General features: G+C 38.9%; 28 protein-coding genes. 1 reads left to right on the top strand and 27 read right to left on the bottom strand.

Features of this window, described 5'->3' with window-relative positions; genetic code table 11:
• Nucleotides 1-14: 14 nt before the first annotated feature.
• The 23 genes from rpmD to rpsL all read right to left on the bottom strand — a co-directional run bounded on the left by rpmD (nucleotide 15) and on the right by rpsL (nucleotide 11,854).
• A complete protein-coding gene (gene rpmD, locus KBW87_RS01535) occupies nucleotides 15-200 on the bottom strand; it encodes a 50S ribosomal protein L30 (RefSeq protein WP_004045566.1) in 186 nt (61 codons plus the stop codon).
• 11 nt (nucleotides 201-211) lie between these two features.
• Entirely contained in the window at nucleotides 212-721 is a 510-nt protein-coding gene (rpsE, locus tag KBW87_RS01530) for a 30S ribosomal protein S5 (RefSeq protein WP_004045568.1), read from the bottom strand.
• A 16-nt stretch (nucleotides 722-737) separates the two neighbouring features.
• A complete protein-coding gene (rplR, locus tag KBW87_RS01525; protein ID WP_004045569.1) occupies nucleotides 738-1,097 on the bottom strand; it encodes a 50S ribosomal protein L18 in 360 nt (119 codons plus the stop codon).
• A gap of 26 nt (nucleotides 1,098-1,123) precedes the next feature.
• The gene (rplF, locus tag KBW87_RS01520; protein ID WP_057809503.1) at nucleotides 1,124-1,654 is read right to left on the bottom strand and encodes a 50S ribosomal protein L6; all 531 of its coding nucleotides are present in this window, start codon (nucleotides 1,652-1,654) and stop codon (nucleotides 1,124-1,126) included.
• Between the two features lie 24 nt (nucleotides 1,655-1,678).
• Entirely contained in the window at nucleotides 1,679-2,077 is a 399-nt protein-coding gene (gene rpsH, locus KBW87_RS01515) for a 30S ribosomal protein S8 (protein ID WP_004045571.1), read from the bottom strand.
• A 25-nt stretch (nucleotides 2,078-2,102) separates the two neighbouring features.
• Nucleotides 2,103-2,288, bottom strand: coding sequence for a type Z 30S ribosomal protein S14 (locus KBW87_RS01510; RefSeq protein ID WP_003549037.1), 186 nt, complete (start codon nucleotides 2,286-2,288; stop codon nucleotides 2,103-2,105).
• A gap of 12 nt (nucleotides 2,289-2,300) precedes the next feature.
• Nucleotides 2,301-2,843: a 50S ribosomal protein L5 gene (gene rplE, locus KBW87_RS01505; protein WP_004045572.1), complete on the bottom strand. Its 543-nt coding sequence runs from the start codon at nucleotides 2,841-2,843 to the stop codon at nucleotides 2,301-2,303.
• Nucleotides 2,844-2,857: 14 nt separating this feature from the next.
• Complete coding sequence (gene rplX, locus KBW87_RS01500) at nucleotides 2,858-3,094, bottom strand: 50S ribosomal protein L24 (protein WP_004045573.1); 237 nt, start codon at nucleotides 3,092-3,094, stop codon at nucleotides 2,858-2,860.
• 19 nt (nucleotides 3,095-3,113) lie between these two features.
• Nucleotides 3,114-3,482 carry a 50S ribosomal protein L14 gene (gene rplN, locus KBW87_RS01495; protein WP_004045574.1) on the bottom strand — a complete coding sequence of 123 codons (369 nt, stop codon included), beginning with the start codon at nucleotides 3,480-3,482 and terminating at the stop codon, nucleotides 3,114-3,116.
• A gap of 32 nt (nucleotides 3,483-3,514) precedes the next feature.
• On the bottom strand, nucleotides 3,515-3,781 hold the full coding sequence (gene rpsQ, locus KBW87_RS01490; protein WP_004045575.1) for a 30S ribosomal protein S17: 267 nt from the start codon (nucleotides 3,779-3,781) through the stop codon (nucleotides 3,515-3,517).
• A gap of 18 nt (nucleotides 3,782-3,799) precedes the next feature.
• On the bottom strand, nucleotides 3,800-3,997 hold the full coding sequence (gene rpmC, locus KBW87_RS01485; RefSeq protein WP_004045577.1) for a 50S ribosomal protein L29: 198 nt from the start codon (nucleotides 3,995-3,997) through the stop codon (nucleotides 3,800-3,802).
• Nucleotides 3,987-4,427 carry a 50S ribosomal protein L16 gene (rplP, locus tag KBW87_RS01480; protein WP_004045578.1) on the bottom strand — a complete coding sequence of 147 codons (441 nt, stop codon included), beginning with the start codon at nucleotides 4,425-4,427 and terminating at the stop codon, nucleotides 3,987-3,989. Before rplP ends, rpmC begins: the two co-directional genes overlap by 11 nt.
• On the bottom strand, nucleotides 4,427-5,101 hold the full coding sequence (gene rpsC / locus KBW87_RS01475) for a 30S ribosomal protein S3 (protein WP_004045579.1): 675 nt from the start codon (nucleotides 5,099-5,101) through the stop codon (nucleotides 4,427-4,429). Before rpsC ends, rplP begins: the two co-directional genes overlap by 1 nt.
• A gap of 13 nt (nucleotides 5,102-5,114) precedes the next feature.
• On the bottom strand, nucleotides 5,115-5,468 hold the full coding sequence (rplV, locus tag KBW87_RS01470; RefSeq protein WP_003625788.1) for a 50S ribosomal protein L22: 354 nt from the start codon (nucleotides 5,466-5,468) through the stop codon (nucleotides 5,115-5,117).
• A 19-nt stretch (nucleotides 5,469-5,487) separates the two neighbouring features.
• Nucleotides 5,488-5,772 carry a 30S ribosomal protein S19 gene (gene rpsS, locus KBW87_RS01465; protein WP_057809505.1) on the bottom strand — a complete coding sequence of 95 codons (285 nt, stop codon included), beginning with the start codon at nucleotides 5,770-5,772 and terminating at the stop codon, nucleotides 5,488-5,490.
• 18 nt (nucleotides 5,773-5,790) lie between these two features.
• Nucleotides 5,791-6,627 (bottom strand): 50S ribosomal protein L2, encoded by an 837-nt coding sequence (gene rplB / locus KBW87_RS01460; RefSeq protein ID WP_057809507.1) that lies wholly within the window; start codon nucleotides 6,625-6,627, stop codon nucleotides 5,791-5,793.
• A 15-nt stretch (nucleotides 6,628-6,642) separates the two neighbouring features.
• Nucleotides 6,643-6,948: a 50S ribosomal protein L23 gene (gene rplW / locus KBW87_RS01455; RefSeq protein WP_004045582.1), complete on the bottom strand. Its 306-nt coding sequence runs from the start codon at nucleotides 6,946-6,948 to the stop codon at nucleotides 6,643-6,645.
• The gene (rplD, locus tag KBW87_RS01450; protein WP_004045583.1) at nucleotides 6,948-7,565 is read right to left on the bottom strand and encodes a 50S ribosomal protein L4; all 618 of its coding nucleotides are present in this window, start codon (nucleotides 7,563-7,565) and stop codon (nucleotides 6,948-6,950) included. Before rplD ends, rplW begins: the two co-directional genes overlap by 1 nt.
• 14 nt (nucleotides 7,566-7,579) lie before the next feature.
• Nucleotides 7,580-8,218 (bottom strand): 50S ribosomal protein L3, encoded by a 639-nt coding sequence (gene rplC, locus KBW87_RS01445; RefSeq protein WP_004045584.1) that lies wholly within the window; start codon nucleotides 8,216-8,218, stop codon nucleotides 7,580-7,582.
• Between the two features lie 23 nt (nucleotides 8,219-8,241).
• Nucleotides 8,242-8,550, bottom strand: coding sequence for a 30S ribosomal protein S10 (rpsJ, locus tag KBW87_RS01440; protein ID WP_057809509.1), 309 nt, complete (start codon nucleotides 8,548-8,550; stop codon nucleotides 8,242-8,244).
• Nucleotides 8,551-8,831: 281 nt separating this feature from the next.
• Nucleotides 8,832-10,925, bottom strand: a complete 2,094-nt coding sequence (gene fusA, locus KBW87_RS01435; RefSeq protein WP_057809511.1) for an elongation factor G — start codon at nucleotides 10,923-10,925, stop codon at nucleotides 8,832-8,834.
• Between the two features lie 36 nt (nucleotides 10,926-10,961).
• Nucleotides 10,962-11,432, bottom strand: a complete 471-nt coding sequence (gene rpsG / locus KBW87_RS01430) for a 30S ribosomal protein S7 (protein ID WP_004045587.1) — start codon at nucleotides 11,430-11,432, stop codon at nucleotides 10,962-10,964.
• 14 nt (nucleotides 11,433-11,446) lie between these two features.
• On the bottom strand, nucleotides 11,447-11,854 hold the full coding sequence (gene rpsL / locus KBW87_RS01425) for a 30S ribosomal protein S12 (protein WP_004045589.1): 408 nt from the start codon (nucleotides 11,852-11,854) through the stop codon (nucleotides 11,447-11,449).
• 179 nt (nucleotides 11,855-12,033) lie between these two features.
• Between rpsL and KBW87_RS01420 the strand changes: the two genes are divergently transcribed.
• Nucleotides 12,034-12,717, top strand: a complete 684-nt coding sequence (locus KBW87_RS01420; protein WP_083478842.1) for a prepilin peptidase — start codon at nucleotides 12,034-12,036, stop codon at nucleotides 12,715-12,717.
• 51 nt (nucleotides 12,718-12,768) lie between these two features.
• Here the strand turns inward: KBW87_RS01420 and rpoC are convergent, their stop codons facing one another.
• From rpoC to KBW87_RS01400, 4 genes are all read right to left on the bottom strand, one after another.
• Nucleotides 12,769-16,428, bottom strand: a complete 3,660-nt coding sequence (gene rpoC / locus KBW87_RS01415) for a DNA-directed RNA polymerase subunit beta' (protein WP_057809515.1) — start codon at nucleotides 16,426-16,428, stop codon at nucleotides 12,769-12,771.
• Between the two features lie 15 nt (nucleotides 16,429-16,443).
• On the bottom strand, nucleotides 16,444-20,073 hold the full coding sequence (gene rpoB, locus KBW87_RS01410; RefSeq protein WP_004045595.1) for a DNA-directed RNA polymerase subunit beta: 3,630 nt from the start codon (nucleotides 20,071-20,073) through the stop codon (nucleotides 16,444-16,446).
• A 215-nt stretch (nucleotides 20,074-20,288) separates the two neighbouring features.
• Nucleotides 20,289-22,778 carry an ATP-dependent Clp protease ATP-binding subunit gene (locus KBW87_RS01405; RefSeq protein WP_057809517.1) on the bottom strand — a complete coding sequence of 830 codons (2,490 nt, stop codon included), beginning with the start codon at nucleotides 22,776-22,778 and terminating at the stop codon, nucleotides 20,289-20,291.
• A 69-nt stretch (nucleotides 22,779-22,847) separates the two neighbouring features.
• Complete coding sequence (locus tag KBW87_RS01400) at nucleotides 22,848-23,300, bottom strand: free L-methionine (R)-S-oxide reductase MsrC (RefSeq protein WP_004045599.1); 453 nt, start codon at nucleotides 23,298-23,300, stop codon at nucleotides 22,848-22,850.
• Nucleotides 23,301-23,376: the final 76 nt, after the last annotated feature.

Genomic DNA, 23,376 nt, shown 5'->3' with positions numbered 1-23,376 from the left:
ACCTCCTTGATATTCTATTTATTAATCTCTTCAACAGAGATTAAGTGAGCAATTTTCATTAACGCACCACGGGTAGCAGCGTTATCTGGAAGAACAACGGTACTGCTTACTCTACCTAAACCAAGAGCTTTAACGATCTTTCTTTGGTTTGGTAGACGGTGGGCAACACTTCTAATTAAAGTAACTTTTAAATCAGTCATCTAAAATCTCCCTAATCTGCGCTCTTTACTTGGCGAAGCTTTTCAACTTCTTCACTAGTTCTAAGCTTCTTTAATCCATCAATAGTTGCACGAACAACGTTGATTGGAGTGTTGGAGCCTAGTGACTTAGAAGTAACATCTGAAATACCAGCCATATCCATAACGATACGTACGGCACCACCAGCTGCAACTCCAGAACCAGCTTCAGCAGGCTTTAATAAAATGTTACCTGAACCATAGTGACCGATAACTTCATGAGGAATAGTAGTACCAACTTTAGGAACGTTGATCATTTTCTTCTTACCATCCTCAACGGCTTTACGGATTGCTTCTGGGACTTCTTGAGCCTTACCAGTACCAAATCCTACACGACCCTTTTTATCACCAACGACAACTAAAGCAGCAAATCTCATACGTTGTCCACCTTTAACAACCTTGGTGACACGATTAATAGCTACTAATTGATCTTCGATATCGTCTTTGTTTCTACGATTATTGCGAGAATCGTTGCGGTTTGCCATCTGTTATTCTCCTTTCCTAGAATTCTAATCCGTTTTCACGTGCGGCATCTGCCAAAGCTGAAATACGGCCGTGGTATAAGTAACCACTTCTATCAAATACAACGTTTGAAATGTTTTTAGCCTTAGCTGCTTCAGCAATAGCTTTACCAACAGCTGCAGCTTGATCTACTTTGTTTGCATCTTCTGATACAGTCTTATCCAAAGTTGAGGCACTTGCAAGCGTTACACCCGCTACGTCATCAATTAATTGAGCGTAGATGTTTTTGTTTGAACGAAAGATACTTAAGCGTGGGCGCTCAGCAGTACCAGAAATCTTACCACGAATACGTTTATGACGCTTTAAGCGTAATTTGTTTTTATCTGGTTTTGAAATCACAATTTCACCTCAAAAATAATTAACTATTACTTACCAGTCTTACCTTCCTTACGACGTACATATTCGTCAGTGTAACGAATACCCTTACCCTTATAAGTTTCTGGTGGACGTACATCGCGAATTTCAGCTGCAAATTGACCAACATTTTGCTTAGAGATACCTTCTACTTCGATATCAGTTGCTGAAGTTGTTTTTACAGAAACGCCTTCAGGAGCAGTCAATACAACTGGGTGAGAATAACCAACATTTAAAGTTAACTTGTTACCTTGAGCTTGTGCACGGTAACCAACACCGATTAACTTCAAAGTCTTCTTGTAACCATCAACTACACCTTCGATCATTGATGCTAAGTTAGCTCTTTCGGTACCGTGAAGAGCCTTATCACTTTCACTTGAACGAGTGAAGTTGATCTTACCATCTTCTTGATTGAAAGTAATCTTTGGATCAAAATATCTAGTTAATTCACCTTTTGGACCCTTAACAGTAATGTCATCACCATTCTTAGTAACAGTAACACTGTCAGGGACTTCAATAGTCTTTAAACCAATACGACTCATTGAGTGTTCTCCTTTCTGTCAGAATTACCAAACGTAGGCAATAACTTCGCCGCCAACGTTCTTTTGTCTAGCTTCTTTATCGGTAATTACACCAGCAGAAGTAGAAACGATGGCAATACCTAAACCGTTAAGAACCTTAGGTAAGTCTTCAGCACTTACATAGTTTCTAAGACCTGGCTTAGAAATACGCTTTAAGCCTGAGATGACACGTTCTCCGTCTGGACCATATTTCAAGAAAATCTTGATAATACCTTGCTTGTTATCATCTGCAATTTCGTAATCGCGAATGAAACCTTCATTCTTCAAAATTTCTGAAATAGACTTCTTCATGTTTGATGCAGGAATTTCAACTGAATCATGCTTTGCCATGTTGGCATTTCTAATTCTAGTCAAGTAATCTGCGATCGGATCTGTCATGACCATTTATGCTATCCTCCTAACCGTATTACTACCAACTAGCCTTTTTAAGACCAGGGATTTGACCCTTGTGTGCTAATTCCTTTAAGCAAATACGGCATAAACCGAACTTACGGTATACGGAGTGTGGACGACCACATCTCTCGCAACGTGTATATTCGCGTGAAGAGAATTTAGCAGGACGACGATTTCTAATTTTTTGTGATGTTTTAGCCATTAATGTCCTCCATTATTTTGCAAACGGCATACCAAATTGACCTAAAAGTTCACGAGCTTCTTCATCAGTGTTGGCAGTAGTAACGATAACAACATCTAAACCTCTAGTACGGTTTACCTTATCGAAATCGATTTCTGGGAAAATCAATTGTTCCTTGATACCCAAAGTGTAGTTACCACGACCATCGAATGAACGAGTTGAAACACCGCGGAAGTCACGAACACGTGGAAGAGAAACATTGATTAACTTGTACAAGAAGTCGTACATTCTATCGCCTCTAAGGGTTACCTTAGCACCGATAGACATACCTTCACGTAAACGGAAGTTAGCGATTGATTTCTTAGCCTTAGTAATTAATGGCTTTTGACCTGAGATCAAAGTCAATTCTTCAACTGCTTCGTCTAAGTTCTTAGCGTTGGAAACAGCATCACCAACACCCATGTTCAATACGATCTTGTCGATCTTTGGTACTTGCATAATTGAATCGTAGTTAAACTTTTCTTGTAATGCAGGAACTACATTTTCTTTGTAATCTTGAGCTAAATAACTTGCCATTTGTGTCCTCCCCTCTACTTCTTATCTTCTGCCTTTGAAATTACTTTAACGTTTGATGCGTGGATTGAACCTTCTGATTCAACTACTCCACCATTAGCATCAGTTTGTGAAGGCTTTTGGTGTTTCTTAATCATGTTTACGCCTTTAACAACCACACGGTTCTTCTTAACGTTAACAGAAAGAACAGTACCTTCTTTACCTTTATCTTTTCCGGCAATAACTTTTACCTTGTCACCAGTTTTAACAAACATCAGTGCACCTCACTAACAATTATAAAACTTCAGGAGCAAGAGAAACGATCTTCATAAAGTCGTTCTCACGCAACTCACGTGCAACTGGCCCAAAGATACGAGTACCACGTGGGCTCTTATCTGCATTAATAACTACGCCAGCGTTTTCGTCAAATTTGATGTATGAACCATCTTCACGACGTGCGCCTGATTTTGTTCTAACAATGACAGCTTTTACGACGTCACCTTTTTTGACAACGCCACCTGGTGTTGCTTGTTTAACAGTAGCTACTACGATGTCACCGATGTTACCGGTCTTACGCTTAGAACCACCTAAGACTCTAATAACCAAAAGTTCTCTAGCACCAGAGTTATCAGCAACCTTTAAACGAGATTCGTTTTGAATCACTGTATAATCCTCCCCTCACTAAATCCGCAAAATTAAACAGATTTCTTAACAATCTTAACTAAACGGAAGCGTTTTGTACGAGATAATGGACGGGTTTCCATGATACGAACAGTATCGCCAACTTTAGCTTCATTATTTTCGTCTTGTGCATAGTATTTCTTTGAATACTTAATACGCTTGTTGTAAACAGGGTGGTTCTTGTAAGTATCAACAACAACAGTAATAGTCTTGTCCATCTTATCAGAAACTACACGACCTTGATATACGTGACGACGATTTCTTTCGTTTGATTCGCTCAAGTTAATAGCTCCCTTCCACTAATTTTCTTCTAATGCTTTTTCGCTAAGAATTGTCTTAATTCTTGCGATATTCTTACGGACTTTGTTCAAGCGAGCGGTATTTTCTAATTGACCCGTTGCTTGTTGGAAACGCAAATTGAAGAGTTCTTCTTTATATTGCTTTTCTTTTTCTAACATTTGATCAGTGGTTAATGATCTGATATCTTTAGCCTTCATTAGAATTGCCACCTACTTCCGAACTTTTAGTCACAAATTTAGTCTTGATTGGCAACTTAGTTGAAGCAAGTCTTAAAGCTTCACGAGCAACTTCTTCAGAAACGCCACCAATTTCAAATAAAATCTTTTCTCTCTTAACTACAGCTACCCAACCAGCTGGTGCACCTTTACCTGAACCCATACGTACACCTACACCTTTAGCAGTGTATGACTTTTGAGGGAAAATTCTAATCCAAACTTTACCGCCACGCTTCATGTAACGAGTCATAGCTACACGAGCAGCTTCGATTTGACGGTTAGTAATCCAATGTGATTCGAGGGCTTGTAAACCATATTCACCAAAGGCAATGGTCTTACCACCTTTAGCAGCACCACGCATCTTACCACGGAATTCACGACGGTGTTTTACTCGTTTTGGTACTAAAGGCATTACTTATTTCCTCCCTTCGCTGGCTTTGAAGCATTCTTATTCTTACGAGTAGGCAATACTTCGCCACGGTTGATCCATACTTGGACACCAATTTCACCATAAGTAGTGAATGCATTTACCCAAGCATAATCAATATCAGCTCTTAAAGTTTGTAATGGAACACGTCCTTCTGTGTGCCATTCTCTTCTTGCCATGTCGGCACCGTTCAAACGACCTGAAGTTTGAACCTTAATACCCTTAGCACCGGCACGCATAGATCTTTGAGTAGCTTGACGCATAGCACGTCTGAAAGCAATACGAGCTTCAAGTTGACGAGCAATACTATCAGCAACTAATTTTGCATCAAGATCTGGCTTCTTAATTTCAACAATATTAATGTGAACTTGCTTATTAGTCAAGGCATTTAATTGCTTTCTAAGGGCTTCAACTTCAGAACCACCCTTACCAATTACCATACCTGGCTTTGAAGTATGAATAGAAATGTTAATTCTATTAGCTGCACGTTCAATTTCTACAGTGGAAACAGAGGCATCCTTTAATTTTTCTGAAATAAACTTTCTAATCTTAAGGTCTTCATTTAAGGTTTCCTTGTATCCTCTGTCAGCATACCATTTTGATTCCCAATCACGGATTACGCCGAGACGAAAACCATTTGGGTTAATCTTTTGACCCATTAATATACCTCCCTTAATCGTTCTTTTCTGAAACTACTACAACCACGTGGCTAGTTCTCTTGTTAATTGGAGAAGCCATACCCTTGGCACGTGGACGGAATCTCTTCAAAGTTGCACCTTCGTTTACGTAAGCTTCAGATACGTAAAGGTTAGCACTTTCAAGATCATAGTTGTGTTCTGCGTTAGCAATAGCTGAACGAAGAACCTTTTCAACGATTGGGGAAGCAGCTCTAGGCGTAAATTCCAAGATTGCTAATGCTTCAGCAACGCTCTTGCCACGAATTAAATCTACTACTAAGCGAGCTTTTCTAGGAGCGATGCGAACAGTTCTTGCTTCAGCCTTAGCTGAACTAATTTGTTCTGCCATTTAGATGTTTCTCCTTCCTCTAAGCCTTTCCTGTGGCTTTATCATCGGTGCTTCTGTGTCCATGGAAAGTTCTAGTTGGAACAAATTCACCTAATTTATGACCAACCATGTCTTCAGTAATGTAAACTGGGACATGTTTTCTACCATCGTAAACAGCTATAGTCAAACCAACAAAGGAAGGGAAAATAGTTGAACGACGTGACCAAGTCTTAATAACTTGTTTCTTGTCTGCATCTTGTTGAGCATCAACCTTCTTTAATAAGGATGCGTCAGCAAAAGGACCTTTTTTAATACTACGGCTCATTAATTAACCCTCCTTCTATTACTTGCTACCTTTACGGTGACGAATGATTAACTTCTCGCTAGCCTTCTTAGCATCTCTAGTCTTGATACCACGAGCCTTCTTACCCCATGGAGTCATAGGTTGTGGACGACCAACAGGTGCCTTACCTTCACCACCACCATGTGGGTGATCGTTAGGGTTCATTACAGAACCACGTGATTGTGGACGCTTGCCCAACCAACGGCTACGACCAGCTTTACCTAATTGAATTAATGAGTGTTGTTCATTACCAACAGTACCGATAGTTGCACGGCATGATGATAAAATCTTACGAACTTCACCACTTTGTAATCTTACTAAAGTGTAGTTACCATCATTACCTAAAACTTGTGCACCAGCACCAGCACTTCTCACAAGTTGGCCACCCTTACCAGGCTTTAATTCAATATTGTGAATTGAAGTACCAGTAGGGATATTCTTTAATGGTAAAGTATTACCTGGCTTAATATCTACATTTTCACCAGATTCAACTACAGCACCAACTTTTAAGCCCTTAGGTGCTAAGATGTAAGCCTTAATACCATCAGTGTAGTGAAGTAAAGCAATGTTAGCAGTTCTATTTGGATCATATTCGATTGCCTTAACAACTGCTTTTGCATTATCCTTGTTACGCTTAAAATCAATAATACGGTACTTTTGCTTGTGACCACCACCACGGTGTCTACTTGTAATATGACCGTATGAGTTACGACCTGCAGTGTGTGATTGTGATTCAAGCAAGGTACGTTCTGGCTTGCTCTTAGTAATCTCAGCAAAGTCGGAAGAAGTCATATTACGGCGACCATTTGTGGTTGGCTTATAAACTTTAATAGCCAATTGACTGACCTCCTATTACTTGTTGTCTTCTTTATTTTCGTCTTGGAAAATCTTAATGTCGTTTGAGTCGTTAGTTAAAGTAACGATAGCCTTTCTACGGCGAGCAGTTTTACCAAAGTAACGACCAACACGCTTATCCTTGCCGCGAACGTTCATAATGTTTACGCTCTTAACCTTTACATCAAAGATTTCTTCAACAGCATTACGAACTTGAGTCTTGGTAGCAGTTAAGAGCACGTCAAAGGTGTACTTCTTATCATCCATCAAGTTCGTAGACTTTTCGGTAATGACAGGTCTTAAAATGATATCACGTGCATCCATTAAGCCAATACCTCCTCAATCTTCTTCACAGCATCTTGAGTTAAGATTAACTTGTCAAAGTTAACTGCATCTTCAACATTTAAGCCGTTAACTGGAACAACCTTAACATTAGTTAAATTTCTAGCAGAAAGTTGTACGTTTTCGTCGTCAGAAACAACTAAAACCTTGCCTTCAAGCTTTAAGTTAGTCAACATTGAAACTAATTCTTTAGTCTTTGGAGCTGACATAGTCAACTTATCCAATACAACTAAATCATTGTCAATTAACTTTTGGGAAAGAACTGACTTAATAGCCAAACGACGTTGCTTTCTTGGCATTGAGTATGCGTATGAACGTGGAGTTGGTCCAAATACAACACCACCACCACGCCATTGTGGTGATCTGATAGAACCTTGACGAGCACGACCTGTACCCTTTTGTCTCCAAGGCTTCTTACCACCGCCACGAACGGCAGATCTGTTCTTAACTTTTGAAGTACCTTGACGCTTACCAGCTCTTTGTCTAATAATTGCGTCAAATACAACACTTTCATTAGGTTCGATACCAAAAACGCTATCGTTTAAAGTAACTTCACCAGAATCCTTACCGTTTTGATCAATAAGTTTTAAATTAGCCATTCTAGTCCTCCTTCCTATTTATCAGCTTTTACAGCCTTTGAAGCAGACTTAACAGTGATTAATGAATTCTTAGCACCTGGAACGTTACCCTTGATCATTAATACGTTCTTATCTGCAACAACTTTTTCAATTACTAAGTTTTCAATGGTAACTTGCTTTACACCCATGTGACCTGGCAAACGCTTGCCCTTTGGTACACGGTTAATGATTGAACCCATTGAACCAGGAATTCTGTGGTATCTTGAACCGTGAGTTTCTGGTCCTCTTGATTGGCCCCAACGCTTAATGTTACCTTGGTATCCATGACCTCTTGTAGTACCAGTAACGTCTACGACGTCACCTTCCTTAAATGTATCCACAGTGACTTCTGAGCCTACTTCGTAATCCTTAAGCTCAACACCGCGAATTTCTCGAATGAAGCGCTTAGGTGAAGTCTTTGCCTTTGCAGCATGACCTTGTTCTGGCTTGTTGCTCAATACTTCACGCTTGTCTTGGTAACCTAATTGAACTGCTTCGTAACCATCTGATTCAACAGTCTTAACTTGCATAACAACGTTAGGAGTTGCTTCAACAACAGTTACAGGAACAAGGATACCATCTTTAGTAAAGATTTGAGTCATACCAACTTTTCTTCCTAAGATTCCTTTGGTCATGTTTACACCTCTTTCTATTTAAATTACAATTTAATTTCGATATCTACACCGCTTGGAAGATCAAGCTTCATTAATGAATCAACAGTCTTAGGTGTTGGATTCAAAATATCAATTAAACGCTTATGTGTACGCATTTCGAACTGTTCACGTGAATCCTTGTTCTTGTGTGGTGAACGAAGAACAGTGTATAAAGTTCTTTCTGTTGGAAGAGGAACTGGACCTGAAATTTCTGCTCCAGTTCTCTTTGCAGTAGCTACGATCTTAGCAGCTGATTCATCGAGAATACCATGTTCGTAAGACTTTAGTCTAATACGAATTGATTGACTTGCCATTAAATTACCTCCTTAAACGTCTTCTTTAATAAGATGACTAGCTCGACAAAAATTCCCCGCACGCCTCTGTGGCAATGCAGCCTGGCGTGCCGCAACCTTTTGCGTCAACGCATTACAACAATTGTGCCCCGAGGATAGACGTACCCTTCAAATGCACAAAGACTATTGTACTTGGTATAACCTTAAATATCAAGGTTTTCATGTACTTTTCTTGATTTTTTTAAATTAAAAAAGAGATATTGGATTTACCAAATATCTCTTTTAGTATCAAAATGTTTTAATTATTCTGCGTTAGTTCCACGCTTTTTAATAATTTCATCTTGAATTGATTTAGGAGTTGGAGCGTAGTGGTCAAATACCATAGTGAAAGTACCACGACCTTGAGTTGATGAACGCAAAGTAGTTGCGTAACCAAACATTTCAGCAAGTGGAACCATAGCATTCAATACCTTAGCACCAGCTCTATCTTCCATACCGTCCATAGTACCACGACGAGCGGTAATTGAGCCCATAACGTCACCTAAGTATTCTTCAGGGGTAGTTACTTGAACCTTCATAATTGGTTCTAAGATTACAGCACCGGCCTTAGAAGCAGCGTTTCTAAGAGCAAGTGATGCAGCAACCTTAAATGCAGCTTCTGAAGAGTCGACTTCGTGGTAACTACCATCGTAAAGCTTAGCCTTAACATCGATTAATGGGTAGCCTGCAAGAACACCATTCTTCATAGCTTCTTGTAAACCGGCGTCAACTGAAGGAATAAATTCACGAGGAACAACACCACCAACGATAGCATCTTCAAATTCGTAACCTTTACCTTCTTCATTTGGAGTAAAGTCAATCCAAACATCACCGTATTGACCCTTACCACCTGATTGACGAACGAACTTACCTTGAGCCTTAGCTTCCTTAGTGAAAGTTTCACGGTAAGCAACTTGTGGTTCACCAATAGTTGCTTCAACGTGGAATTCACGCTTCATACGTTCTACTTCGATATCTAAGTGTAATTCACCCATACCTGCGATCAAAGTTTGACCAGTTTCTGGGTTAGTTTCTGCACGGAAAGTTGGGTCTTCTTCAGTAAGCTTTTGTAAAGCAACATCCATCTTATCACGGTCAGCTTTTGACTTAGGTTCAATAGAAACTTGGATAACTGGATCTGGAATTTCCAAACTTTCCAAAATAAGTGGGCGCTTTGGATCAGTTAATGAGTCACCAGTAGTTGTGTTCTTCAAACCAATAGCACCGGCAATATCACCTGAAAATACTTCTGGAATTTCAGTTCTTGAGTTTGCGTGCATTTGAAGCAAACGACCAACACGTTCACGAGAGTTCTTTGAAGAGTTCAATACATATGAACCTGATTCAAGAGAACCAGTGTAAACACGGATGAAAGTCAAACGACCAACAAATGGGTCAGTAGCAATCTTAAATGCTAAAGCAGCAAATGGTTCATTGTCGTTAGCTCTAAGTTCTACTTCATCGCCAGTCTTAGGATCATGAGCAACGTAAGGCTTTACGTCTAATGGTGATGGTAAGTAATCAACAACACCATCAAGCATCATTTGAACACCCTTGTTCTTAAATGCTGAACCAGCAAATACTGGGAAGAATTCCAAATTAATGGTTGCTTTACGGATAGCAGCCTTCAATTCATCATTAGAAATTTCTTCACCACCAAGGTATTTTTCCATGATGCCATCATCAACATCAGCAACTGCTTCAATTAATTCGTTACGACGCTTAGTTGCTTCTTCCTTGTATTCATCAGGAACTGGAACAGTATCCCACTTTGAACCAAGCTTATCTTCGTCATAGATATCAGCAACCATGTTGATTAAGTCGATAACACCTTCAAAAGTATCAGCTGAACCGATTGGCATTTGAACTGCATGTGCGTTTGCGTTTAAACGTTCATGTAATGATTTAACAGACTTATCAAAGTCAGCACCAATCTTATCCATCTTGTTAACAAAAACAATACGAGGAACACCGTAAGTTTCAGCTTGACGCCAAACATTTTCAGTTTGTGGTTCAACACCAGCTTGCGCATCAAGAACAGTTACAGCACCATCAAGAACACGAAGTGAACGTTCTACTTCGATAGTGAAGTCAACGTGTCCTGGGGTATCGATAATGTTAATTCTGTAATCTTTCCATTGAGCTGTAGTGGCAGCTGAAGTGATAGTGATACCACGTTCCTTTTCTTCATCCATCCAGTCCATTTGTGAATCACCTTCGTGAGTTTCACCAATTTTGTGGATCTTACCAGTGTAGTAAAGGATACGTTCAGTAGTGGTAGTCTTACCCGCATCGATGTGGGCCATGATACCAATGTTACGTGTCTTTTCTAATGGAAATTCACGCTTATTAGCCATAAATAAAGTCTCCTCTTAAAAATACAAAAGAACAAATTAGAAGCGGTAGTGTGCAAATGCACGGTTTGCTTCAGCCATACGGTGAACATCTTCACGTTTTTTAACTGCTGAACCAGTGTTGTTTGAAGCGTCGATGATTTCGTTAGCTAAACGTTCATCCATAGTGTGTTCATTACGTAAACGTGCGTAAGAAACAAGCCATCTTAAACCTAAAGTAGTTCTTCTTTCTGGACGAACTTCAACTGGGATTTGGTAGTTTGAACCACCGATACGACGAGCTCTTACTTCAAGAACTGGCATAACGTTGTTCATTGCTTCTTCAAAAACATCAAGTGGTTCCTTACCAGTCTTGTCCTTAACAATAGTGAAAGCATCGTAAAGGATTGAAGATGCCTTAGCTCTCTTACCGTCGATCATTAAGTGATTGATCAACTTAGTAACGAGCTTTGAGTTGTAAACTGGATCTGCTAAAACGTCTCTCTTAGTTACATGTCCTTTTCTAGGCATTATTTAACTCCTCCTTAACCTTTCTTAGTACCGTACTTAGAACGGCTTTGCTTTCTACCATCAACACCAGCAGTGTCAAGGGCACCACGGATAATGTGGTAACGTACACCAGGAAGGTCTTTTACACGACCACCACGAATTAAAACAACAGAGTGTTCTTGCAAGTTGTGGCCTTCACCTGGAATATATGCAGTAACTTCGATCAAGTTTGAAAGACGTACACGGGCATACTTACGTAAAGCTGAGTTAGGCTTCTTTGGAGTCATAGTACCAACACGAGTTGCTACCCCACGCATTTGTGGAGCTGGGTTGAATACTAATTCCTTCTTCATACTGTTGTAACCGTAGTTCAAAGCTGGTGACTTTGATTTAGTCGTCTTTGAGTGACGGCCTTTTCTTACCAATTGGTTAATGGTTGGCATTAATTGTTTCCTCCTAAAAATAACTATTTTGTTCACACATCCGGGAGTTTCTTTTTACCCAGACAGATTGTTCAAAACATACATTGACCATTGTACTCGCTTTTTACAATAAATCAAACTCTTTTGGATAAAAAAAGATAAAATTTATTTTTTTGCGTATTTATAACTGAGGTGATTATTTGTTTTTTGTAAATTTCATGATTGGTGCCTGTTTAGCTTCGCATGCAGGTGTAATTTGTGATCGATATTTAAAAGAAGATTTTCTCTTCACTCGTTCTAAATGCAATTTTTGCCAAACAGAACTCTCCTTGTTAGCAGAAATTCCCCTAGTATCATATATAGTTTTAAAAGGAAAATGCAGTTATTGTGGAACCTCCATTCTACCTCTATATTTTTTCATCGAACTTATTGGAGGATTGGCTTTTTTAAAACTAGATCTTTTAAATTTATCAAATATTTATTTAGCCACTTTCTTATTCTATTTATTAGTAATAGTTTGTTTTGATTATCAAAAGCAGGAGTTTCCTAGTATCTTTTTAATTCCACTTTTTTCAGTCGTTTTTATTTATTGGCTTCAAACTTCTCATGCATATTCTTTAATTGATGCTCTTGAGTTTTTCCCAATTTGTTTGATTTTATCAATTTACACTTTTTTTCATAAATTAGGAAGCGGAGACTTGATAATCTACATTTTATTAGCCCTACTGTGGGATCCGCATTTTGCTAATCTTGCTTTTTTAGTGGGATCCATTTTTTCTTTAGTTCATTACTTTCTAGAATATAAGTACCGTCCAAGAACACAGCCTTTTGCCTTTATTCCTTATATCTACTTAGGATTAGTTAGTAGTTTACTTTCTTTCTAAACAAAAAAGCACCTATTCGAATTGAATAGATGCTTTTATTATTACCTAAATTTAAGCTTCAGGCTTTTTATCTTTATCATTCATTTGCTTTTCAATGTCAGCAATTGAATAAACAGATTTTGATTTTTCAACGTCAGCTTGTGGTTCCATGCTACGGTAAACTGGCATACCAGTACCTGCTGGAATAATCTTACCGATAATAACGTTTTCCTTAAGTCCAAGCAATGGATCATTCTTACCTCTGATAGAAGCATCAGTAAGCACACGAGTAGTTTCTTGGAATGAAGCAGCAGACAAGAAACTGTTAGTTTCAAGGGCAGCCTTTGTAATACCCAAAATAATACTTTGTGCAGTTGCTGGAATTCCACCAGAAATAATAACTTCCTTGTTACGGTCACGGAATTGACCAATATCCATAACTTCACCTGGTAAGATGTCAGTTTCACCTGGATCAAGAACACGAACCTTTTGAAGCATTTGACGAGTTAATACTTCAACGTGCTTATCAGAAATATCTACACCCTGCATTCTGTAGGCCTTTTGAACTTCAGCTAAGATGTACTTTTCAGTAGTCAAAGTATCAGTAACTTGAATTAATTCCTTAGGATCAACAGAACCTAAAGTTAATTTGTCACCACGGTGAACTTCGTCACCTTCGCCAACGGCAACTGAAGCAGTGTAAGGAACACTGTAACTTCTTGTATCAATCTTACCCTTAACAGTAATTTCGCGAGTGTGTTCAGCTGGATTTTCTTGAATAGAATCAACGATACCATCAACTTCAGAAATTGTAGCACGACCCTTAGGGTTACGAGCTTCGAACAATTCTTGCACACGAGGCAAACCTTGGGTAATATCTTCAGCACCGGCAACCCCACCGTTGTGGAAAGTTCTCAAAGTAAGCTGAGTACCAGGTTCACCAATTGATTGAGCGGCAACAGTACCTACTGCTTCACCAACTTCAACTTCTTCGCCGGTTGCTAAGTTTATACCGTAACACTTACGGCAGACACCGTGAGGAGTATCACATGTTAAAATTGAACGAATTTCAACGTGAGTTACACCAGCATCACAGATCTTACGGGCCATCTTTTCGTCCATCATTACATCAGGACCAACTATAACTTCACCGGTCTTTGGATCCTTAACAGTTTCAGCAGTGAAACGACCAAGCAAACGGTCAAATAATGGTTCGATCATTTCATCACCTTCCATGATTGCATGAACGGTAATGCCACGATCAGTGCCACAATCATCTTCACGAATAATTACATCTTGGGCTACATCAACAAGACGACGAGTCAAGTAACCTGACTGGGCAGTCTTCAAAGCGGTATCAGTCATACCTTTACGAGCACCGTGAGTAGACATGAATAATTCCAATACAGACAAACCTTCCTTGAAGTTTGAAGTAACAGGAATTTCGAACAATCCACCGTTAGGAGTGGCCATCAACCCACGCATACCAGCTAACTGAGTAAAGTTTGAAATGTTACCACGGGCACCTGAGTCGGCCATGATTGTAATTGGGTTACGTGGATCATAAATTTGAGCAATTTCATTTTGAACTTCATCTTTACATTGATTCCAAATGTTAATTACTCGATCATGACGTTCTTGTTCAGTAATAAGTCCACGTCTAAATTGCTTAGATACCACATCAACCTGCTTGTGAGCCTTAGCTACCTTATCATCCTTATCAGTAATTTCTGGAACATCATTCATACCGATAGTAATTCCAGAAATAGTTGAACTAGTGTAGCCTAAAGTCTTCAAATCATCAAGATATTCTGAGGTTCTTTGAACCTTGTAGTACTTGTAGATAGTAGCAATAGAATCTGACAAGAAGCCCTTCTTGAATGGATTTGCAATTAAATCATCGGCAACTTCATTAATCTTAGTGTGGATATCTTCACCTTCGTTTAAGAAGTACTTAGCGCTAAGTGGATTATTCAAGTTTTCCTCGGTAGGTTCATTAATGTAGAAGTAATCTTCAGGGAAAATTTGATTGAATACAATCTTACCGTAAGTAGTAATGAAGATTCCATGTTCATGACCCTTAGGCCATGGCTTTTCAGGCATTGAATCTGCAGACATACCAATAATTGTATGGTAGTGAATGTCGCCATTTTCGTAAGCTACAGCTGCTTCTGCAGGAGAGCTAAAGATCATACCTTCACCTTCACGGCCCTTTTCAGCTTGAGTTAACCAGTAGTTACCAAGCACGACGTCCTGAGATGGAGTTACGATTGGCTTACCATCCTTAGGTGCCAAAATGTGGTGAGCTGCGAGCATAAGCAAACGTGATTCCGCAACAGCTTCATCAGATAATGGAACGTGAATGGCCATCTGGTCACCATCGAAGTCGGCATTGTAAGCTTCACAAGCAAGTGGGTGCAAACGAATAGATTTACCAGGTACCAATACAGGTTCAAATGCTTGAATACTCAAACGGTGCAAAGTAGGTGCACGGTTCAAAAGAACTGGACGTTCCTTAATTACATCTTCAAGTACATCCCAGATATCATCATCTTCACGATCAATCTTGCGCTTAGCATTCTTAATGTTAGATGCAATCTTACGCTTAACCAATTCATGCATTACAAATGGTTTGAATAATTCAAGAGCCATTGGGCGAGGAACACCACATTGATAGAATTTCAATTTTGGTGAAACATCGATAACTGAACGACCAGAGTAGTCAACACGCTTACCAAGCAAGTTTTGACGGAAACGACCTTGCTTACCTTTAAGCATGTGTGAAAGTGACTTAAGTGGACGGTTACCTGGTCCAACAACTGGACGACCACGACGACCATTGTCGATCAAAGCATCAACAGCCTCTTGAAGCATACGCTTTTCGTTTTGAACGATAATGTTTGGTGCGTTTAAATCAAGCAATCTCTTTAAACGGTTATTACGGTTAATTACACGTCTGTACAAATCGTTCAAATCAGAAGTAGCAAAACGTCCACCTTCAAGTTGAACCATTGGACGCAAGTCTGGTGGGATAACTGGAACAGCATCCATAATCATCCATTCTGGCTTGTTACCAGAATTCTTAAATGCATCCAAAATGTCCAAACGACGAATTGCACGAGTACGCTTTTGACCAGTTGCAGTTTGAAGTTCTTTCTTTAAAGCTGCAACTTCTTTAGCCAAGTCAACTTTCTTAAGCAATTCACGGATAGCTTCAGCACCCATTTTTGCTTCAAAACGATTGCCATACTTAGCTTTTTGTTCACGGTATTCTGCTTCAGTTAACAATTGCTTTGGTTCAAGATCAGTATCACCTGGATCAATAACAATGTATGCAGCAAAGTAAATGACTTCTTCAAGAAGTCTTGGAGAAATATCCAAAACTAAACCCATTCTTGAAGGAATACCCTTGAAGTACCAAATGTGAGTTACTGGGGCAGCTAATTCAATGTGTCCCATTCTTTCTCTTCTTACTTTAGAAGAAGTAACTTCAACACCACAACGATCACAAACAATTCCGCGGTATCTAACACCCTTGTACTTACCACAAGCACATGACCAATCTTTAGTTGGTCCAAAAATTCTTTCATCAAATAAGCCATCTTTTTCTGGCTTTAAAGTACGGTAGTTGATGGTCTCAGGCTTTTTAACTTCACCATATGACCAGCTTCTGATCTTGTTAGGTGATGCAAGACCAATTTGCATACTTTCAAACTTATTTACGTCGATCAAAAGTTTAACCTCCTACTATTTAGAAACCTTGTCGTCTGAATTGTCTACAGGTGTATTTTCTGGCTTATCTGCAGACTTATTATCTTCTTTTGTAGTTTCTTCGGCTAACTTCTTCTTTTGTTGTTCTTCTGCCATACGTGACAAAGTATCAATATTCAAATGTTCATTTGAATCATCATTCATATCACGTAACTCAATTTCCTTATGATCTAAGTCAAGAACTCGAATATCTAATCCAAGAGATTGTAATTCTTTAACAAGAACACGGAATGATTCAGGAACACCTGGCTTAGGAATTCTTTCACCCTTAACAATAGCTTCATATGCCTTTACACGTCCAACAACGTCATCTGACTTGTAAGTCAAGATTTCTTGCAATGTGTAAGCTGCACCGTAAGCTTCAAGAGCCCAAACTTCCATTTCACCAAAACGCTGTCCACCAAATTGAGCTTTACCACCAAGTGGTTGTTGAGTAACAAGTGAGTAAGGTCCGATTGAACGTGCGTGAATCTTATCATCAACCATGTGAGTAAGCTTCAAGTAGTGCATGATACCTACAGATACACGGTTATGGAATGGTTCACCCGTACGTCCATCGTAAATAACTGTCTTACCATCTTTATCAACACCAGCTTGACGAACAGTGTTCCAAACATCTTCTTCAGTTGCCCCATCAAATACAGGAGTAGCAACGTGAATACCTAAATCATTAGCTGCACGACCTAAGTGAAGTTCAAGAAGCTGTCCAATGTTCATACGTGAAGGCACACCCATTGGGTTCAAGCAAATATCAACTGGAGTACCATCTGGTAAGTATGGCATATCTTCTTCTGGAGCAACCATGGCAACAGTACCTTTGTTACCGTGACGACCAGACATCTTGTCCCCGACTTGAATCTTTCTCTTTTGAGCAATGTAAACTCTAACCATAGTGTTAACACCTGGTGAAAGTTCATCACCTGCTTCACGAGTGTAAACCTTAACGTCTTGAACGATACCGCCACCACCGTGTGGTACACGAAGAGAAGTATCACGAACTTCACGAGCTTTTTCACCAAAAATAGCGTGAAGCAATCTTTCTTCAGCAGATAATTCAGTCACACCCTTTGGAGTAACCTTACCTACCAAAATATCGCCATCGTGAACTTCGGCACCGATACGAATAATACCTTCAGCGTCTAAGTCCTTCAAAGCATCTTCACCCACGTTTGGAATTTCACGGGTGATTTCTTCTGGACCAAGCTTAGTATCACGAGCTTCTGATTCATAGTCTTCAATACTAATTGAAGTGTAAACATCATCCTTTACCAAACGTTCTGAAAGCATGATGGCATCTTCATAGTTGTACATGTTCCAAGTCATGAAGGCAATAACTGGGTTTTGACCCAATGCAAGTTCACCATGATCCATAGTCGGACCGTTAGCAATAACATCGCTCTTGTCTACATGATCACCTAACTTAACATTAGGAGTTTGGTTGTATGACTTAGAGTTGTTTGAACGACGGTACTTTTCAAGAACATACTTATCTAAAGTACCATCTTCACGTCTAACGCGAACTTCATTAGCATCAACATATTCAACAGTACCAGCAGCCTTAGCAACTAAAGCAGCACCAGAATCGTGAGCAGCACGGTATTCCATACCAGTACCAACAAGGGAACTGTGTGGATTAATTAAAGGTGCAGCCTGTCTTTGCTGGTTGGCACCCATCAAAGCACGGTTAGAGTCGTCGTTTTCAAGGAATGGAATACATGCAGAAGCAACTGACACAACTTGCTTAGGAATAACGTCCATGTAGTCAATCTTATCTGGAGTAACTTCGACGTTATCTTCCTTATGACGAGCTAAAATCAAGTCATCCTTGAATGAACCATCATCATTTAAACGAGTGTTAGCCCCGGCAATAATGTAGTTATCTTCAACATCGGCAGTTAAGTAGTCAATCTTATCAGTAACTTTGTGAGTTTTCCATGATACACGACGGTATGGGGTTTCGATGAAGCCATACTTGTTGATGATTGCATAGGAAGCAAGTGAGTTAATCAAACCAATGTTAGGACCTTCAGGTGTTTCAATTGGACATAAACGACCATAGTGAGTGTAGTGAACGTCACGAACTTCATATCCGGCACGATCACGAGTCAAACCACCAGGCCCTAAAGCTGACATACGACGCTTGTGGGTCAATTCACCTAATGGGTTGTGTTGGTCCATGAATTGTGAAAGTTGGGAAGAACCAAAGAATTCCTTGATACTTGCAACAATTGGACGAATATTAATCAATTGTTGTGGTGTAACAGTTGAAGGATCTTGGATTGACATTCTTTCACGAACGACACGTTCCATTCTTGCTAAACCAATTCTAAATTGGTTTTGAAGAAGTTCACCTACACGACGAATACGACGGTTACCAAGGTGGTCGATATCGTCAGTAGTACCAATCTTATCTTGAAGAACTAAGAAGTAGTTAATTGAAGCCAAAACATCGGCTGGAGTTAAATGCTTAACTTCCTTATCAATATGACCATTTGACATTAACTTAACTACACGTTCAGGATTTACCTTTGAGTAAACCTTAATTTCTTGAACTGTAATTGGGTCTGGCAAAACACCTTCCTTTGAAGGTTGGTAAGTTACCATCTTAAAGTCATCACGATCAAGGTACTTCTCAAGAGTATCCATTACTTCATGAGTAACTACAGTACCCTTCTTAGCAATAATTTCACCAGTATCTGGATCAGCCAAAGTTTCAGCTAAAGTTTGTCCGTATAAACGGTTCTTAAGCGAAAGTTTCTTATTAATCTTGTAACGACCAACTGGAGCTAAATCGTAGCGACGTGGGTCAAAGAATCTAGCGTACAAAAGAGAACGAGATGAATCAGTAGTCTTAGGTTCACCTGGACGAAGTCTTTCGTAAATGTCCTTCAATGATTCAGCAACACGTGAATCTGCAGGATTCTTATGAACATCTTTATCTAAAGTAAATTGTAAAGTGTCACTTTGACCAAACATTTCAATAATGTCACTGTCTGAACCAATACCCATAGCTCTAATAAGCACACTAAGTGGAAGCTTACGAGTACGGTCTACACGTACATAAGAAACATTCTTGGCGTCAGTTTCGTATTCAAGCCAAGCACCACGGTTAGGAATAACAGTAGCGCCAAAGATTTGACGACCATTTTTATCATAATCACCTGAGTAATATACACCTGGTGATCTAACTAATTGAGAAACAATGACTCTTTCAGCACCATTAATAATAAATGAGCCTGATTCAGTCATTAATGGCAAATCGCCAAAGAAAACATCTTGAGTTTTAATTTCACCAGTTTCTTGATTAGTTAACTTCAAAGTAACGTGCATAGGTGCAGCATAAGTTGCATCATGATCACGTGCTTCATCAACTGTATACTTAGGCTTTTGAAGCTTATAACCTACATATTCTAATGAAAGCTTACCTGAGAAGTCACCAATTGGCATAATGTCATCAAAGACTTCCTTAATACCTTCATCAAGAAACCACTTATATGATTCGGTTTGAACATCAGTCAAGTTAGGTAGTCTCAATACTTCTTTAATTCTTGAAAAACTACGTCTTGTACGATGTTTACCGTAGTTCACTACGTGTCCATTTAACAAGGAAAAACATCCTTTCTGTTAGAGAAAGCAAATATTACATTTCTGTTACAAAATCAAAAAGCATGAAATTTGGGCATAAAAAAGACAAAAACAACTAAAAGTCGTTTTTGCCATTATCATTTTGCTGGACAATAGATCAGCAAAATCCTGAACTTCAGCCTTTTAAATCAGCAACTAATATACTATAAATTTATAGATTTGTCAATAATTAACTGTTAACTTTTGACTGTTTCTTTTTTATCAGTTACAACTTCAAATTTCAACTTATCGTGTGAGCTACCAATCTTCAAAGTCGAACCTGGTTTTAATTCTCCGCCGATTAACATCTCGGCAATTTTATCCTCAATATCATTTTGAATTGCACGACGAAGTGGACGAGCACCCATTTCTGGGTCATAGCCATCCTTGGCAAGTTTATCCAAAGCTGCACGTGAAATCTTCAAGTTTACGCCTTGTTTGTTAAGACGAACTGCCAGCTTATTAGTCAAAAGGCTAACGATTTGACGAAGTTCTGTCTTGTTCAACTCATCAAAGATAATTGTTTCATCAATTCTGTTTAAAAACTCAGGACGGAAGAACTGTTTGAGTGCCTGACGAACACGATCTTGACGCATCTTGATTTGATTTTCATTATCTGCATTAAATCCAACTGCGCTAGTTTCAAAAATACTTCTGGAACCCAAGTTAGAAGTCATGATGATAATTGTATTTCTAAAGTCAACTTTTCTACCTTTAGAATCAGTCAAGAATCCTTCATCAAGAACTTGCAACAATAAGTTAAAGACATCAGGATGAGCCTTTTCAACTTCATCGAGTAAAACTACTGAATATGGATGACGACGAACTTGTTCAGATAGTTGGCCGCCTTCTTCATAACCAACATAGCCTGGAGCTGAACCAATTAATTTGCTGTTGGCAATTTGATCCATGTATTCAGACATATCAATTCTAATTAAATTGTCTTCTGAGCCAAACATTGCGGCCGCCACAGACTTGGCAAGTTCTGTCTTACCCACCCCAGTTGGTCCAAGGAATAGGAAAGATCCAATAGGACGTTTTTCATCCTTAATTCCACTTCTACTACGACGAATCGCACGGGAAACTGCTGAAACAGCCTTATCTTGGCCGATAACACGCTCATGTAAAATTCCTTCTAAGTGAGCGAGTTGACGACTTTCATTACGTTTCATTTGAGTAACTGGCACACCGGTCCAACTAGATACCACTTTAGCAATATCTTCTGGTTTTACAATGGCCTTTGAACTAATTTGTTCATCCACTTGTTCAGCAATTTGTTCACGTTTCAACTGCAAACTATTTTGCTTATCTTGAAGTTTAGCAGCTTCTACAAAGTTTTGATTAGAAGCAGCTTCATTTTTTTGATCGATAATTTTCTTAATTTGTTCGTTGATCTGGTTTAAACGAATATTGGAGCTAGCATTATTTTGGATCTTAACAGCCGCTGCAGCTTCATCAACTAAGTCGATGGCCTTATCTGGCAAGAAACGATCAGAAATGTAACGTGAAGAAAGATCAACCGCATCTTCCAAACTAGCATCTGAAATAGTTACATGATGAAATTTTTCGTATTTTGGTCTTAAACCGTTCAAAACTGCTAAGGCATCTTCTTTTGATGGTTCATTTAAACGAACTTGTTGGAAACGGCGAGCTAAAGCCTGATCTTTTTCAATATACTTCTGATATTCATCAAAAGTTGTCGCACCAATCATTTGAATATCGCCACGAGCAAGAGAAGGTTTCAAAATATTAGCCGCATCAATTGAACCTTCCGCACCACCAGCACCAATTAAAGTATGCATTTCATCGACAAAAAGAATAACTTTGCCGTCTTTAGCGATTTCTTTCAAGATCTTCTTAACACGATCTTCAAATTCACCACGGTATTTTGTACCAGCAACTAAGCTACCCATATCTAGCGCCATTACTCGCTTATTGAGCAAATCTGCTGGCACTCTCTTGTTCACAATTTCGGTAGCAATAGCTTGAGCAACTGCGGTTTTACCCACACCGGGTTCTCCCACTAAAACAGGATTATTCTTAGTTCGACGAGAAAGAATTTGAATCACGCGTTTAATTTCCTTATCACGACCAATGACAGGATCAATGCCGCCATTTTTTACACGTTCATTCAAATTGACGCCCACACTATCCAAAGTTGGCGTTGTACTCTTCTTTTGTTTAGATTGATTTCCATTTAAAGAAGAATTGTTTAGCCAATTAGAAGAATCTCCAAAATCATTATTATCTGGATTAGTCCCTAAGCTGTTCTTGATATCTTCTCTTAAATGATCCAAATCTACATTCAAGCTCTTCAAAATCATTGCAGATAAAACTTGCTCGCTCGCAATTAAGCCATACAAAATATGGTTAGTTTGAATTTCACGAGAGCCATCATCTTGAGCAGTTCTTTTTGCAAGATTCAAAGCTAAATTAAGTCTAGGTGACATTTCCATATAACTAGCATTAGCAGCAGAACCATAGCCTGTATAACGCTCAATTTCTTCACGAATTGCAGTTGGAGTTAAATTCCAAGAACGTAAAATCTTACCAGCTTCCCCATCTGATTCAATTACCAAAGCTAATAAAACATGTTCTGTTCCGATTAAGCGATGATGAAAATTCTGCGCTTGTTCACGTGCAATTTCCAAAACTTGATTAGCACTTTTACTATAAGAGTTTTCCATACAACCACCACCTTATAAAATTAACGATAATATTTTAATCGTTTCTATCTATAGAGTAAAACAATTTGCTTAATGATTAAAAATTAAGCTCGCTATTTTTTCTAAATATTTCTGATCTTCTTCACCAAAGTTGGCAATTTCTGTGGAATCAAAATCAAAAACGCCCCATAATTTATCATTTTTAAAAATTGGCACAACAATTTCCGAATTTGAAGCACTGTCACAGGCAATATGACCTGAAAAATCATGAACGTTTTTCACAATTTCTGTTTTTTCATTTTTCGCAGCAGTGCCACAAACCCCTTTTCCTAAAGCTATGTGTATACATGCTGGTTTACCTTGAAAAGGACCTAAAATTAACTCTCCATTTTCGTAGCGATATACTCCAGCAAAATTAACATTTTCAAGACTATTAAACAATAAAGCTGAAAGATTGGCTGTGTTAGCAATCCAATCGTCTTCACCAATCATGAGTGCCTTAGCCTGCTTTTCTAATAATGGATATTCTTTACTTGCTGTCATCAACTTCATTCCTTTCAAACATTTACGCTATTATAACAAAGAGATTTAAGTTAATCTAATAAATTTGCTAACTTTT

The organism is Lactobacillus intestinalis, assembly GCF_024397795.1.
Lineage (GTDB): Bacteria > Bacillota > Bacilli > Lactobacillales > Lactobacillaceae > Lactobacillus > Lactobacillus intestinalis.
The sequence above is the reverse complement of the archived record's forward strand: the minus strand, read 5'-3'. Positions and strand labels throughout refer to the sequence as shown.

Bases quoted from the DNA above. Each gene is read 5' to 3' on its own strand.
- rpmD (WP_004045566.1), bottom strand. From the start codon at position 200: ATGACTGATTTAAAAGTTACTTTAATTAGAAGTGTTGCCCACCGTCTA.
- rpsE (WP_004045568.1), bottom strand. From the start codon at position 721: ATGGCAAACCGCAACGATTCTCGCAATAATCGTAGAAACAAAGACGAT.
- rplF (WP_057809503.1), bottom strand. From the start codon at position 1,654: ATGAGTCGTATTGGTTTAAAGACTATTGAAGTCCCTGACAGTGTTACT.
- rpsH (WP_004045571.1), bottom strand. From the start codon at position 2,077: ATGGTCATGACAGATCCGATCGCAGATTACTTGACTAGAATTAGAAAT.
- KBW87_RS01510 (WP_003549037.1), bottom strand. From the start codon at position 2,288: ATGGCTAAAACATCACAAAAAATTAGAAATCGTCGTCCTGCTAAATTC.
- rplE (WP_004045572.1), bottom strand. From the start codon at position 2,843: ATGGCAAGTTATTTAGCTCAAGATTACAAAGAAAATGTAGTTCCTGCA.
- rplX (WP_004045573.1), bottom strand. From the start codon at position 3,094: ATGTTTGTTAAAACTGGTGACAAGGTAAAAGTTATTGCCGGAAAAGAT.
- rpmC (WP_004045577.1), bottom strand. From the start codon at position 3,997: ATGAAGGCTAAAGATATCAGATCATTAACCACTGATCAAATGTTAGAA.
- rplP (WP_004045578.1), bottom strand. From the start codon at position 4,427: ATGCCTTTAGTACCAAAACGAGTAAAACACCGTCGTGAATTCCGTGGT.
- rpsC (WP_004045579.1), bottom strand. From the start codon at position 5,101: ATGGGTCAAAAGATTAACCCAAATGGTTTTCGTCTCGGCGTAATCCGT.
- rplV (WP_003625788.1), bottom strand. From the start codon at position 5,468: ATGGCAGAACAAATTAGTTCAGCTAAGGCTGAAGCAAGAACTGTTCGC.
- rpsS (WP_057809505.1), bottom strand. From the start codon at position 5,772: ATGAGCCGTAGTATTAAAAAAGGTCCTTTTGCTGACGCATCCTTATTA.
- rplW (WP_004045582.1), bottom strand. From the start codon at position 6,948: ATGGATGCACGTGATATCATTTTAAGACCTGTCATTACCGAAAAGTCT.
- rplD (WP_004045583.1), bottom strand. From the start codon at position 7,565: ATGGCTAATTTAAAACTTATTGATCAAAACGGTAAGGATTCTGGTGAA.
- rplC (WP_004045584.1), bottom strand. From the start codon at position 8,218: ATGACCAAAGGAATCTTAGGAAGAAAAGTTGGTATGACTCAAATCTTT.
- rpsJ (WP_057809509.1), bottom strand. From the start codon at position 8,550: ATGGCAAGTCAATCAATTCGTATTAGACTAAAGTCTTACGAACATGGT.
- fusA (WP_057809511.1), bottom strand. From the start codon at position 10,925: ATGGCTAATAAGCGTGAATTTCCATTAGAAAAGACACGTAACATTGGT.
- rpsG (WP_004045587.1), bottom strand. From the start codon at position 11,432: ATGCCTAGAAAAGGACATGTAACTAAGAGAGACGTTTTAGCAGATCCA.
- rpsL (WP_004045589.1), bottom strand. From the start codon at position 11,854: ATGCCAACCATTAACCAATTGGTAAGAAAAGGCCGTCACTCAAAGACG.
- KBW87_RS01405 (WP_057809517.1), bottom strand. From the start codon at position 22,778: ATGGAAAACTCTTATAGTAAAAGTGCTAATCAAGTTTTGGAAATTGCA.
- KBW87_RS01400 (WP_004045599.1), bottom strand. From the start codon at position 23,300: ATGACAGCAAGTAAAGAATATCCATTATTAGAAAAGCAGGCTAAGGCA.